A 13,810-nucleotide genomic window follows, 5' to 3' on the forward strand; every position below is an offset into this window, starting at 1 on the left:
GATACTGTCGATGTCCTTGAGCAGAGAATAGAAGAAAAGTCCGCCGCGCAAGCCGCACAGAACCAGAAGGCGCCGAATGGTCATTGTGTGAATATTGACGCCAGAGTGATGGCACTTTTGCCGACGTTCGCGACAAAACAAAATGGGAGCACAAGGCTCCCATTTTATTGACTGCCGCCTGACTTAAGCTGGTTTGGCCTCCGCCAGCGCCTCCTGCGCCAGTTCCTTCTCGGCTTCTTTCAGGTCTTCTTCGCTGATCATCTCGGCAATCACCCGCAAACGCTCCACCACCCGTGCGTTGACGCTACCTTCCGGGAATTCGCCCTCCTCGTTCGGCTCACCGGCAGGCTCACCCACCAACAGGCTCAACGCTTCGTCCGCCTGACGCACCGCGTAAACGTGGAACTGCCCGGCGCGCACCGCCGCCAACACCTTTTCATCAAGCATCAGCGTGGCCACGTTGGCTTGCGGAATGATCGCGCCCTGCTCGCCCGTCAGCCCGCGTGCTTCGCAGAGGCGGAAGAAGCCTTCGATCTTCTCGTTGACCCCGCCCACCGCCTGCACTTCGCCGAACTGGTTGATCGAACCGGTGATCGCAAAACACTGCTTGAGCGGGGTTTTCGACAAGGCCGAAATCAGCGTGCAGGCCTCGCCCAGGGACGCACTGTCGCCATCGACGTAGCCGTAGGATTGCTCCAGCGCGATGCTCGCGGAAATCGCCAGCGGGAATTCCTGGGCGTAACGGCTGCCCAGATACCCGGTGAGGATCATCACGCCCTTGGAGTGGATCGGCTGACCGAGGTTGACCTCACGCTCGATGTCGACGATGCCGCTGCCGCCCGGGTACACCGTGGCGGAAATACGCGCCGGCACACCGAATGCCGAGTCGCCGACTTCGAGCACGGTCAGGCCGTTGCACTTGCCGACCGCCGCGCCATCGGTGTCGATCAGGATGATCCCCGCCAGCATGTCGTCGAGAATTCGCGCCGACACCCGGCCGGTGCGAGTGGCCTTGGCCTTCAGGGCGCGCTCGATGTGGCCGGCGTCGGTCATTTCATCGTTGGCCAGATGCCGAATGAAATCCGCCTCGCTGACCAGCTGGAACAGATCACCGATACGCGCCGACAAACGCCCCTGGTGCTCGGCCAGACGCGCACTGTAGGTCGCCAGACGCGCCACCGCGTCGGCGGTCAGCGGCGCCATGCCTTCTTCCGAAGTACGGGTTTTCAGCAACTGGGCAAACTGCTCCAGGCTTTCGTCGACCATCGGGATGTCTTCGTCGAAATCCACCAGGACGCGGAACATCTCCTGGAAGTCCGGATCGAGATCCTGCAACGTGTAATACAGCGACCGCGCACCGATGATGATGACTTTGACATTCAACGGAATGAACTGCGGATTGAGCGTCACGGTGGCGAAACGGCCCATCTCGCCCAGTGGCGATTCCATTTTCAGCTTGCGCGATTGCAGGGCGCGCTTGAGCGCATCCCACACGAACGGCTCGCCGAGCATTTTTTCCGCTTCAAGGATCAGGAAACCACCGTTGGCGCGGTGCAGCGCACCCGGACGCAATTGGCGATACGTGGTGTAGAGCGCGCCCTGATCGGTGGTGTATTCGATGCGGCCGAACAGGTTTTCATACGTCGGATGCGGCTCGAACACCACCGGCGCACCGCCGCTGCTCGGATGCCCGACCACCAGGCTCGGCGCGTATTGTTCTTCCAGCAGCTTGCGTGCGACTGCATCGGTCTTGCTGTCATCGACCAGTTGCTCGACCACGGTTTTCAGCAGGTAAACCTGCACGGCTTGCAGATAACCGCAGACCGCCGCGTTTTCCGCGTACTTTTCCGACAGCGGCGAAAGCAATGGTTGCAGGGCCAACGTGATGGTTTCTTCGTTGAGCTGACGCAACTGATTGCTCGACTCGCGCTTCCATTGCGGCAGGCTGGCGAGCTCTTCGTTCAGGCGTTCTTCGAGGCCGGAAATGTCCTCGTGAAAACGCTCGCGCTCGGCTTCCGGCAACTGGGCGAATTCGGCCTCGTCCAGCGCCTTGCCTTCGAGCATCGGCGTGAACGCGATGTTGCTGCTGTCGCGGTAAAGGGCGACGTCTTTTTCCAGGGCCAGACGCTCGATGATGTCCAGCGCCTTGTCGTAGCGCTGGTTGAAGGCGCGGTCGATGGCACTTTTCTTCTGCTGGTAGGACGGGTGTTCGAACACGGCGGGAAAAGTCGACAGCAAGTTGTCGATCAAGCCGTTGATGTCACCGATGAACGCAGCGGCAGTGCCCGACGGCAACTCCAGGGCGCGAGGTTCGCGCGGCTCATCGAAATTGTTGACGTAGACCCAGTCCGCCGGGGTCTGCAGGCGTTTGCCTTCGGCCTTCAGGTAGCGTTTGACGAACGAGAAACGGCCGGTGCCGGGCTCGCCCATGACGAATACGTTGTAACCGGGGCGTGGCATGGCCACACCGAACTGCAAGGCTTCGACCGCACGTTCCTGGCCAAGCACACCGCGAAAGGGCTCCAGATCATTGGTGGTAGTGAAGCTGAACTGTTCAGCGGAAAACGGACGGGTCAGCGCTTCGGGCGCTAGACGCAAGCTGGCAGCAACAGGATCAGGCATCGGGCTTCCTTAACAATCAGGCGGGGCAGATAGCGGCATTCTGGCGCTGCCCGTGCCCCACTGGCAAGGCGCGCCACACGACAAAGCATAGACAACCGGCCAACCCCGCGGCCGGCCCCGTGGAACCGGGGTTTATTCCAAATATTGTGCAAAAAATCACGGAACCGCCGGAACGTGCCTAAACTCCAAACTGCGCGGCTGGAACTAATACCGGCCCACTGGCGCCACAAGGTCTGTACGAAAAATCGCCAAGCGGCGTTTTTCGGTAGAGAGCGGGGCCAGAACCCTGTCCATTGGTATGCACACAAAGAGAACAAAGCTATGAAACGGATTCTTCTCGGTACTCTCTTCACCGTTGTATCACTCAACGCCATGGCTCAGGCGCCAGGCGGTCCGGATTGCGGTTGGGGCAACATGCTGTTCGAAGGTCAGCGTGGCACCCCGGCTCACTTCCTGGCATCCACCACTAACGGCACCTCCGGCAACGCGACGTTCGGCATGACTTCCGGCACCAACGGTTGCTCCACCAACGCGTCGCTGACCTATGGCGGCAAATCCTGGTTTGCCATGAATGGCATGATGAACGAGCTGTCCGAAGACATGGCAAAAGGCAACGGCGAAGCGCTGACGACCTATGCCGTGGTACTGGGCGTGGCGCCGGAAGACCGTGCGCACTTCGCCGCCGTCACTCACGAGCACTTCCAGCAGATCTTCAGCAAGGCTGACGTGACCGCCGAAGACGTGCATACCAACACCCTGGCCGTCCTGAAAGCAGACCCTCGTCTGGCCAAGTACGCGACTCAGGCTTAAGCTCGACCCCACCCGCTTCTTTCGGGAAGCGGGTTTTGTTTTTTCGGCCCGCCCCTCCTTGGGTCTTTTGTTTTTTTCGACTTAAGTTGCCACCTATGCTCAAACGCCTTGCCTGGCTGGCGCTGTGTGTCTGCGCCCCGCTGTCCGCCGCGCCCCACATCGACCCTCAACGTTTGCAGCAACTGGCCAACGATCGTTTCTGGATTTCCCTCGGCCACTACGAAACTGCCAAACTCGGCGGCTGGCGCAGTTACGTCAGCGACAAGAAGTTCTTCCTCGCCCCCGACGGCAACGAGCACCCCGACCACGAACTGGCCGCCACCGTCCAGGCGCTGTACGCCCCGGCCAGTCTCGGCGAGCAACACGCGCAGTGCGTCTACCCGGCGCGCACGCGCTGGCTGAAAGATCAACTCAACCTGACCGACCTGCCAGCGCCGGACTGCGCCGACTTCAAAAAATGGTTCAAGGACGTCTCGCCCCACAGCGCGGTGATGATTTTCCCGGCGGCCTACCTCAACAGCCCGTCGTCGATGTTCGGCCACACCCTGCTGCGTATCGACCAGGCTGACGTGCAAAGCGACAAGACCTCGCTGCTCAGTTACGCGATCAACTTCGGCGCCTACATCGAAGGTTCGGACAACAGCATCCTGTATGCCTGGAAAGGCCTGATGGGCGGTTATCCGGGACTGTTCGCGCTGGTGCCGTATCAGGAAAAACTCTCGGAATACCGCAGCCTGGAAAACCGCGACCTGTGGGAATACCGGCTCAACCTGACGCAAGCCGAAACCGCACGGATGGTCGAGCATGTATGGGAGCTGAAGCAGATCCAGTTCGACTACTTTTTCTTCGATGAAAACTGCTCCTATCGCCTGCTCGAACTGTTGCAGGTCGCGCGTCCGAGTCTGCGCCTGACCGAGCAATTCCCACTGACCGCGATCCCCACCGACACGGTCAAAGCGGTGAAGGAAGCCGGACTGGTCGAGCACATCGAATACCGCCCGTCCCGCGAGCGTGAATTGCTCAGCCGCGCCGAGCCACTGACCGGCGAAGAACAGGACCAGGTGCTGAAAGTCAGCGCCGACCAACAGCAATTACAGGATCCGGCCTTCAAGTCCCTGCCCCGCGACCGGCAGGCGCTGATCATCGACGCCGCGTATCGGCTGGAACGCTACCGCGCCAACGGCCAGGAGCGTGATCCACAGCGAGCGCAGCGCAGTTTCGAACTGCTGCGGGCAATCAACAAGAACCCGGCGCCGGAGCTGCAAATCCCGCAGCCGGGCCTGCCCGAGGACGGCCACGAATCCCGCACCTGGCAGGCCGGTCTCGGCACTCGCGGTGACCGCGCGTTCGGCGAGTACGGCTTGCGTATGGCCTACCACGATCTCAACGACAACGCCGAGAGTTTCCCCCTCGGCGCGCAGATCGAAATCCTGCAAATGAAGCTGCGCCAGTACGAAGGCAATCACTGGCAGTTCCAGCAGCTGGATCTGGCGACCATCCGCTCGCTGACACCACGCAATGCGCTGTTGCAGCCGCTGTCGTGGCAAGTTACCGGCGGTCTGGAGCGAGTGCCGGGCAAGCATGACGACGAAACCCTGGTCAGCCATGTCAACGGTGGCGGTGGCGGCACTTGGGCGCTGGGTGATGATGTACTGGGGTTTGCGCTCGGCACCGTACGTGTTGAACACAACAATGATTTCGCCGGGTTCGTTTCCCCCGCAGGTGGTTTCAATACCGGTGTGCTGTGGAAAAACCCGTTGGGCAATCTCAGTGTGGAGGCCAAAGGCGATTACTTCTTCAATGGCGAAGTGCGCCGCAGCCTGAGCCTGAACCAGCAGTGGGAGTTATCCCGCAACCTCGGCCTGCGCCTCAGCGCCCAGCGTGAGTTCAGCCATCTGGCAACGCCGGAGACCGAAGTGATGCTTGAGGTGAAGTGGTATCACTACTGAGGTTTTGATCTTTCTTTCACGCCTCATCGACGAATCCGCTTCTAGACTTTCCCTATCAGCCGGATAACGGCGCGGGAGAGTGTGATGTGGCGGTATGCGGTTTTTGCGGGCGTGTTGCTGTTGCTGGGTGGCTGTCAAAGCACCCACGAAGATCTGATTGCCAAGGGTTACCCACCGGCGTTCGCCGACGGTTTCGATGACGGTTGCATCAGCGGTCGTCAGGCGGCTGGTTCGATCAGCGGCGAGTTTCGCAAGAACGTGCCGCGCTACCTTAAGGACAAGCAATACGCCGAGGGCTGGAGCGACGGTTTCCGCCAATGTCAGGCGATGCTGGAAAACAAGGACCGCGAAGACTATCGCAACGAACATTGGGACGAGCGCGAACGGGCCTGGCAGCAACAGAAGGATCAGGGCGCCGCGCGGGCTTATCGCTCGCAGTAGGTCGTTTCCAGACATCCAGTGAAACTCATTGCCTGCGACCATGGCCCAACGGTTGTCACAGGAGGTCACCATGAGCCGTGCTTTCGTCAACGAAGACAATGCCGCCGCGCAGGCCGACCAGCCGGTCGAACGGCAGGTCAGCACCCAGCCCAATTACGTCACGCCACAGGGGCTTGCCCAGTTGCAGGCGAAAGTCGCCGAACTGCAAACCCTGCATGCTGAACAGGCGGCCATGGGCGAGCAGGCCGACAAACAGCGCCTGGCCGATCTCGAACGGGATTTACGTTATTTCAATCAGCGGGTCGGCAGCGCCCAGGTCGCGCTCGCCCCGACCTCGACCGACAAGGTGCAGATCGGCAGCTGGGTGACATACGCCGATGAACACGCCACCGAGCGCCGTGTGCAACTGGTCGGTGAAGATCAGGCCGATGCGGCCAACGGCCTGATCAACTGGGCCTCACCGCTGGGCCGCGCACTGCTCGGCGCCCGGCTCAACGACGAAGTGCTGTGGCAGCGCCCGGCCGGCAATCAACTGATCGAAGTGATCCGCATCGATCTGCCTTAAACCACGCCTTGCGCCAGCATCGCGTCGGCGACTTTGACGAAGCCGGCGATGTTCGCGCCTTTGACGTAGTTGATCCGCCCGTTTTCCTCACCGTAATGCACGCAAGCGTGGTGGATCGACTGCATGATCGCGTGCAGCTTGCTGTCCACCTCGCCTGCCGTCCACAGCAGACGCATGGCGTTCTGCGACATCTCCAGACCGCTGACCGCCACGCCGCCGGCATTCGATGCCTTGCCCGGCGCGAACAGGATGCCGGCCTCGATAAAGATATCCACAGCCTCAAGGGTGGTCGGCATGTTCGCGCCTTCGGCCACACACACGCAGCCGTTACGCAGCAAGGTGCGGGCGGCTTCGGCGTCGAGTTCGTTCTGGGTGGCGCATGGCAGTGCGATGTCGCACGACAACGACCATGGCAACTGACCGGCGCGGAACTCCAGGCCGAATGCCGCCGCCAATTCGCTGATCCGCCCGCGCTTGACGTTCTTCAGTTCCAGCAGCGCCAGCCACTGTTCTTCGCTCAGGCCTGCCTCGCAGTACAACGTGCCTTCGGAATCGGACAGGGAAATCACCTTGCCGCCCAGATCCATCACCTTGCGGGCCGCATATTGCGCGACGTTACCGGAACCGGAGATCGCCACGCGCTTGCCTTCGACGGTCTGCTCCCGGCGCTTGAGCATTTCTTCGGCGAAATAAACACAACCGAAACCGGTGGCTTCCGGGCGGATCAGGCTGCCGCCATAGGTCATGCCCTTGCCGGTCAGCACGCTGGTGAACTGGTTGCTCAGGCGCTTGTACTGGCCGAACAGAAAACCGATCTCCCGTGCGCCGACACCGATATCGCCGGCCGGCACGTCCACGTCGGCACCGATGTGGCGGTACAACTCACTCATGAATGCCTGGCAGAAACGCATGACTTCGGCGTCACTCTTGCCCTTCGGATCGAAGTCCGAACCGCCCTTGCCGCCGCCCATGGGCAACGAGGTCAGGGAGTTCTTGAAGGTCTGTTCGAAGGCGAGGAATTTCAGCACGCCCATATTCACCGAAGGATGGAAGCGCAAACCGCCCTTGTACGGGCCGATAGCGCTGTTCATCTGGATGCGGAATCCGCGATTGACCTGCACCTTGCCCTGATCGTCGACCCACGACACGCGGAACACCACCGCCCGCTCCGGCTCGCAGATGCGCTCCAGAATTCCCGAGGTCAGATAGTGCGGATGGGCTTCGAGAAACGGCCACAGGCTGCGCAGGACCTCTTCCACGGCCTGGTGGAATTCGGGTTGATCCGGATCGCGTTTTTTCAGACGGGCGAGGAAGGATTCGACGGATTCGATCATGGGAAAAGTCTCGGCAAATTTGTTGTCGTTGGAAGAGATTGAGCCGGACTGTAACAAACGACATGTACACAGCAACAGACAAAAATGTCGCATTTATGAAAACAAATAGTACACACGCTATAAATCACGGCGGATTGCAGGCAAAAAAAAGCGGAGCCCGAAGGCTCCGCTTTTTCATGCAACCAACCTGTGATCAGGCCAGTTTCTTGTGGCGTACCCGGTGTGGCTGGGCCGCTGCTTCGCCGAGACGCTTTTTGCGATCGGCTTCGTACTCGGTGTAGTTGCCTTCGAAGAACACCGCTTGCGAGTCGTCTTCGTACGCCAGGATGTGGGTCGCGACGCGGTCAAGGAACCACCGATCGTGAGAGATCACAATGGCAGCGCCCGGGAAGTCCAGCAGGGCTTCTTCCAGGGAACGCAGGGTTTCAACGTCGAGGTCGTTGGACGGTTCGTCGAGCAGCAGGACGTTGCCGCCCTCCTTCAGGGTCAGCGCCAGGTGCAGACGACCGCGCTCACCACCGGACAGGTCCTTGACGAACTTCTGCTGATCGCCGCCCTTGAAGTTGAAGCGACCGACGTAGGTACGCGACGGGATCTCGTAGTTGCCGATGCGGATCTGGTCGGAACCGTCGGAGATCTGCTGGAACACGGTCTTGCTGCCGTCGAGGTCTTCGCGGCTCTGGTCCACACAGGCCAGTTGCACGGTTTCGCCGACTTCGATGGTGCCGGAATCCGGGGTTTCCTTGCCCATCAGCATGCGGAACAGGGTCGACTTACCGGCGCCGTTACCACCGATCACGCCGACGATGGCGCCTTTCGGCATGGAGAACGACAGGTTGTCGATCAGTACGCGATCGCCGTAGCCCTTGGTGACATTCTTGAATTCGATGACCTTGTCGCCCAGGCGCGGACCGGCCGGGATGTAGATCTCGTTGGTTTCCGAACGCTTCTGGAATTCCTGCGATTGCATTTCTTCGAAGCGTTGCAGACGAGCCTTGGATTTCGACTGGCGGGCCTTGGCGCCTTTGCGCACCCACTCCAGTTCTTCCTTCATGGCTTTTTCGTGAGCCGATTGTTGCTTGGATTCGGCCGCCAGACGATCGGACTTGGCTTCCAGCCAGCCCGAGTAGTTGCCTTCGTACGGAATGCCCGCGCCGCGGTCGAGTTCCAGAATCCAGCCGGCAACGTTGTCCAGGAAGTAACGGTCGTGCGTGATCGCTACCACAGTGCCCGGGAAGTCGTGCAGGAAGTGTTCGAGCCACGCAACGGAGTCGGCGTCCAGGTGGTTGGTCGGTTCGTCGAGCAGCAGCATGTCCGGGGCGGACAGCAGCAGACGGCACAGGGCCACACGACGTTTTTCACCACCGGACAGGTGTTCCACTTTCGCGTCCCAGGCCGGCAGACGCAGCGCATCAGCGGCGACTTCCAGCTGGCGCTCCAGGTTGTGACCGTCGCTGGCCTGCAGGATCGCTTCGAGCTTGGCCTGTTCGGCGGCCAGCTTGTCGAAGTCGGCGTCCGGATCGGCGTAGGCCGCGTAGACCTCGTCCAGGCGGGCCTGGGCGTCCTTGATCACGCTGACCGCTTCCTCGACCACTTCACGCACGGTCTTGGTCGGATCCAGTTGCGGCTCTTGCGGCAGGTAACCGATGTTCAGTTCCGGCATCGGGCGCGCTTCGCCTTCGAATTCGGTGTCGACGCCGGCCATGATTTTCAGCAGCGTGGACTTACCCGAACCGTTGAGGCCGAGTACGCCGATCTTGGCGCCCGGGAAGAAGGACAGAGAAATGTTTTTCAGGATTTCCCGCTTCGGCGGAACAACTTTGCCCAGCCGATGCATGGTGAAGACGTATTGAGCCATGGAGAACCTTGGGTCAGTGACAGATGAATGATTGGAGCGCAGGCGATGCCCGGCCAGACCATGCGCGTCGTTCACTTGATGGTGATCAATGCTTGCGCGCTGAAAAAAGTCTGATTCTAGGAGCTGGAACGCTCCCGCGTAACCGGCAAAGCTACCTGAATGACCGGTGGCAGTCCAGCCGAGCGGGGCTGGCACTTCGCCACAACTCAAGGCATGCTAGCCGCCCTTTGGGCGTCCGGCTTATAGTGCACGTCGCGCCAGTCCAGCCAAACCGCAGGATTACAGCTTGTCCAATGTCACTCCGCCTACTTCTGTGAGCAGCACCCCACCGGCGCCCGGCTCGTCCCTGCGTGGGACATTGAAAGGCGCGCTGGCGACTTTGGTGCTGTTGCTGCTGGCGTTGCTGTTCTGGCAACTGCTCGATCAACTGCGTGAAACCCAGAAAAACCAGCGCCAGTACACCATCGACTACACCGCCGATCTCGCTTCGCAAGTCAGCCTCAACATGTCGCTGAACGCGCAGATCGCACTCAATCTGCTACCGATCGTCGAACAGCCGCAGTCCACCGACGATCAGCAGGCGCTGCTGCGCAAGTTGCAGCAATCGCTGCCGGACCTGCGCAGCCTGGCCTTGCTCAGTCCCTCCGGAAAAATCCTCAGCGACAGCGCCACTGACAGCCAGGACGCCGACTACCTCAGCGATCTGGTCCGCCGCAGCCACGCCCAGGCCCATTATTTCAGCAATGCCGACGACGGCTCGGTGGTGCATCTGCTGCTGCATCAGGCCAGCGGCAGCACCCGCGGCTATTGGGCACTGCGCCTGACCCCGACCTTCTTTGCCTCGCTGACCAAACAGGGTGACAGCGGCATCCGCCCTTTGTGGCTGGTGGAAAACCGCATCAACCATCAGATCATCAGTCGCGACGAAGCCCTGCCCTCCACCAAGACCAGCACCCTGACGCCCGACGATCTGGCCAACAGCGTGCTGACCGTGCCGCTGAGCAGCAGCGACTGGCAACTGCGCGGACTGTTCGATCGGCAACATGTACTGGAAGAATTGCTGCCCGCGTTCATCGGCAAATGCCTGCTGGGTCTGGCGTTCTCGCTGTTGCCATTTATCGCGTTGCTCAACATGCGCCGCCGCCAGCGTCAGGTACATGAAGGACGTCGTCGTTATCAGGATATTTTCGAAGGCACTGGCGTGGCCCTGTGCGTGCTCGATCTTTCGGGGCTCAAGCAGGTTTTCGAAAAGGCCCAGATCCAGACCAGCGACCAGCTCAAGGCCTGGCTCGACCAACCGCAACAGCGCCAGCAACTGCTCCAGGAGCTGCGGGTCACCGAGGTCAACCAGGTGGCGCTGCAACTGCTCAACGTCAATTCCTGCGACCACGCCTGGCAACTGCTGATCGACGGTCATCCGCACAGCCAGTGCGCGATCGGCAATCAAGTGCTCGATGCCGTGCTCCAGCAGCAAAAGCAGCTGGAACTGGAAATCAAACTGCCGGACATCAACGGCCGCGACCAGCACCTTTGGCTGGTGCTGCGCCTGCCGCAGGAACAGCACGACTACAAGGCTGTGATCCTGAGCATCAACGACATCACCAGCCGCAAACTGATCGAACTGTCACTGCTGGAACGCGAAGGTTTCTGGTCGGACGTGGTGCGCACCGTGCCGGATCACCTGTACGTGCAGGATGTGATCAGTCAGCGGATGATTTTCAGCAACCACCACCTCGGCCAGACCCTCGGTTACAACCGTACCGAGCTGCATCAGATGGGCGAGTACTTCTGGGAAATCCTCCTGCACCCGGAAGACGCCGACTATTACCACCGCTCGCGGCAGATGCAGCGTCACGCCGGTTACAGCCAGTTGCTGCAATGCCAGTTGCGCTTCCGTCACCGCGACGGCAAGTGGCGGCGCTTCGATATCCGCGAACAGGCGCTGGCCCGGGACAAGCACGATCAGGTCACGCGGATCATCGGCGTGGCCAAGGACATCACCGAGCAGATCGAGGCCAGCGAATCCCTGCGCGACAGCGAACAACGCTACCGGATGCTCGCCGAAAGCATCAGCGACGTGATCTTCTCCACCGACAGCAAGCTGTCGCTCAACTACGTCAGCCCGTCGGTGCAAGCGGTGCTCGGTTACGACGCCGAATGGATTTTCCAGAATGGCTGGCAGTCGACCATCGCCAACCCGCAGCAACTGAGCGGCATCTATCACCTGATGGACCGGGTCAGCAAAGCGCTGGACAAGCCCGAACAACTGGCAATCCTGCGCAGTCAGGTACAGACCCAGATGTTCCTGTTCGACTGCCTGCGCGCCGATGGCCGCAAGATCCCGATCGAACTGCGCCTGGTGCTGGTGTGGGACGAGCACGGCGCCTTCGAAGGCGTGCTCGGGGTCGGTCGCGACATCAGCCAGCAGCGCCGTGCCGAGAAAGACCTGCGCATGGCGGCCACGGTATTCGAGCATTCGACTTCGGCGATCCTGATCACCGACCCGGCCGGTTACATCGTCCAGGCCAACGAAGCATTCAGTCGGGTCAGCGGCTACGCGGTGAGCGAAGTGCTCGACCAGTTGCCGAACATGCTCACCGTCGACGAACAGCAGGACGCGCACCTGCGCTACGTGCTCAAGCAGTTGCATCAGCACAGCACCTGGGAAGGCGAAGTCTGGCTCAAGCGCCGCAATGGCGAGCATTACCCGGCGTGGGTCGGCATCACTGCGGTGCTCGATGACGAAGGCGACCTGGCCAGTTACGTGTGCTTCTTCAGCGACATCAGCGAGCGCAAGGCCAGCGAGCAGCGGATTCACCGCCTCGCCTACTACGACGCCCTGACCCATCTGCCGAACCGCACGCTGTTCCAGGATCGCCTGCACACCGCGCTGCAATCGGCCGACCGGCAGAAGTCGTGGGTGGTGCTGATGTTCCTCGACCTCGACCGTTTCAAACCGATCAACGACTCTCTCGGCCACGCCGCCGGCGACCGCATGCTCAAGGACATGGCCACCCGGCTGCTGGCCTGCGTCGACGATGACGACACCGTGGCGCGGATGGGCGGCGACGAATTCACTTTGCTGCTGCAACACCGCTCCAGCCGCGAAATGGCACTGAACCGTGCGATCCATGTGGCCGAGCAGATTCTTGGCAGCCTGGTGCGGCCGTTTGTGCTGGAGGGTCGCGAGTTCTTCGTCACGGCCAGTATCGGCATCGCCCTGAGCCCGCAGGACGGCAACGAACTCAGTCAGCTGATGAAGAACGCCGACACCGCGATGTACCACGCCAAGGAGCGCGGCAAAAACAACTTCCAGTTCTATCAGGCCGACATGAACGCCAGTGCGCTGGAGCGTCTGGAGCTGGAAAGCGATCTGCGCCACGCCCTCGAACAGAACGAATTCGTGCTCTATTACCAGCCGCAGTTCAGCGGCGACGGCAAACGCCTGACCGGCGCCGAAGCCCTGCTGCGCTGGCGTCATCCGCGTCGCGGGCTGGTGCCGCCGGGGGATTTCATTCCGGTGCTCGAAGAACTCGGGCTGGTGGTAGACGTCGGCGACTGGGTGATCAGCGAAGCCTGCCGTCAGCTCAAGACCTGGCACCAAAGCCGCGTGCGCGTGCCGAAAGTCTCGGTGAACATTTCCGCCCGGCAGTTCTCCGACGGCCAGCTCGGCACGCGGATCGCCACCATCCTCAAGGAAACCGGCCTGCCGCCGGCGTGCCTGGAGCTGGAACTGACCGAAAGTATCCTGATGCGCGAAGTCAGCGAAGCGATGCAGATCCTTGCCGGCCTGAAGAACCTCGGCCTGAGCATCGCGGTCGACGACTTTGGCACCGGTTACTCATCGCTGAACTACCTCAAGCAATTCCCGATCGATGTGCTGAAGATCGACCGCACCTTCGTCGACGGCCTGCCGTCCGGCGAACAGGACGCACAGATTGCCCGGGCAATCATCGCCATGGCCCACAGCCTCAATCTGGCGGTGATCGCCGAGGGTGTGGAAACCCATGAGCAACTGGACTTCCTGCGCGAGCATGGTTGCGACGAGGTTCAGGGTTATCTGTTCGGGCGGCCGATGCCGGCCACCCGCTTCGAGGCGCAGTTCAGCAATGATGCGCTGTTCATGTTCGACTGAAGATCGGCGGCGCGGCCTTCGCGAGCGAGCCCGCTTCCACAGGGATTGATGTCGATCACAAAATCGTGGGCCGGCCTCGGTTATTGTGCGAACCGG

At 61.0% G+C, this 13,810-nt stretch carries 8 protein-coding genes; 5 read left to right on the forward strand and 3 right to left on the reverse strand.

The features are described from left to right. Positions 1-183: 183 nt before the first annotated feature. Positions 184-2,622 (reverse strand): Lon protease family protein, encoded by a 2,439-nt coding sequence (locus AC1RME_RS23540; protein ID WP_096820856.1) that lies wholly within the window; start codon positions 2,620-2,622, stop codon positions 184-186. A 321-nt stretch (positions 2,623-2,943) separates the two neighbouring features. Between AC1RME_RS23540 and AC1RME_RS23545 the strand changes: the two genes are divergently transcribed. From AC1RME_RS23545 to AC1RME_RS23560, 4 genes are all read left to right on the forward strand, one after another. Then, the gene (locus AC1RME_RS23545) at positions 2,944-3,432 is read left to right on the forward strand and encodes a DUF3015 domain-containing protein (RefSeq protein WP_025108775.1); all 489 of its coding nucleotides are present in this window, start codon (positions 2,944-2,946) and stop codon (positions 3,430-3,432) included. Positions 3,433-3,527: 95 nt separating this feature from the next. Continuing rightward, a complete protein-coding gene (locus AC1RME_RS23550; RefSeq protein ID WP_493091809.1) occupies positions 3,528-5,381 on the forward strand; it encodes an Lnb N-terminal periplasmic domain-containing protein in 1,854 nt (617 codons plus the stop codon). Between the two features lie 84 nt (positions 5,382-5,465). Beyond that, entirely contained in the window at positions 5,466-5,822 is a 357-nt protein-coding gene (locus tag AC1RME_RS23555) for a hypothetical protein (RefSeq protein ID WP_249483751.1), read from the forward strand. Positions 5,823-5,892: 70 nt separating this feature from the next. Continuing rightward, positions 5,893-6,387 carry a GreA/GreB family elongation factor gene (locus tag AC1RME_RS23560; RefSeq protein WP_096820853.1) on the forward strand — a complete coding sequence of 165 codons (495 nt, stop codon included), beginning with the start codon at positions 5,893-5,895 and terminating at the stop codon, positions 6,385-6,387. On the opposite strand, the gene gdhA is transcribed toward AC1RME_RS23560, so the two are convergent. Both gdhA and ettA read right to left on the reverse strand, forming a co-directional pair. Beyond that, entirely contained in the window at positions 6,384-7,721 is a 1,338-nt protein-coding gene (gene gdhA, locus AC1RME_RS23565) for an NADP-specific glutamate dehydrogenase (RefSeq protein ID WP_493091810.1), read from the reverse strand. The two genes, AC1RME_RS23560 and gdhA, sit on opposite strands and share 4 nt — an antisense overlap. Positions 7,722-7,914: 193 nt before the next feature. Next, positions 7,915-9,579 carry an energy-dependent translational throttle protein EttA gene (ettA, locus tag AC1RME_RS23570; RefSeq protein WP_096820851.1) on the reverse strand — a complete coding sequence of 555 codons (1,665 nt, stop codon included), beginning with the start codon at positions 9,577-9,579 and terminating at the stop codon, positions 7,915-7,917. Positions 9,580-9,865: 286 nt separating this feature from the next. On the opposite strand from ettA, the gene AC1RME_RS23575 reads away from it, so the two are divergent. Continuing rightward, complete coding sequence (locus AC1RME_RS23575) at positions 9,866-13,714, forward strand: bifunctional diguanylate cyclase/phosphodiesterase (RefSeq protein ID WP_102621108.1); 3,849 nt, start codon at positions 9,866-9,868, stop codon at positions 13,712-13,714. Positions 13,715-13,810: the final 96 nt, after the last annotated feature.

The organism is Pseudomonas sp. GW822-FHT03F08, assembly GCF_058801265.1.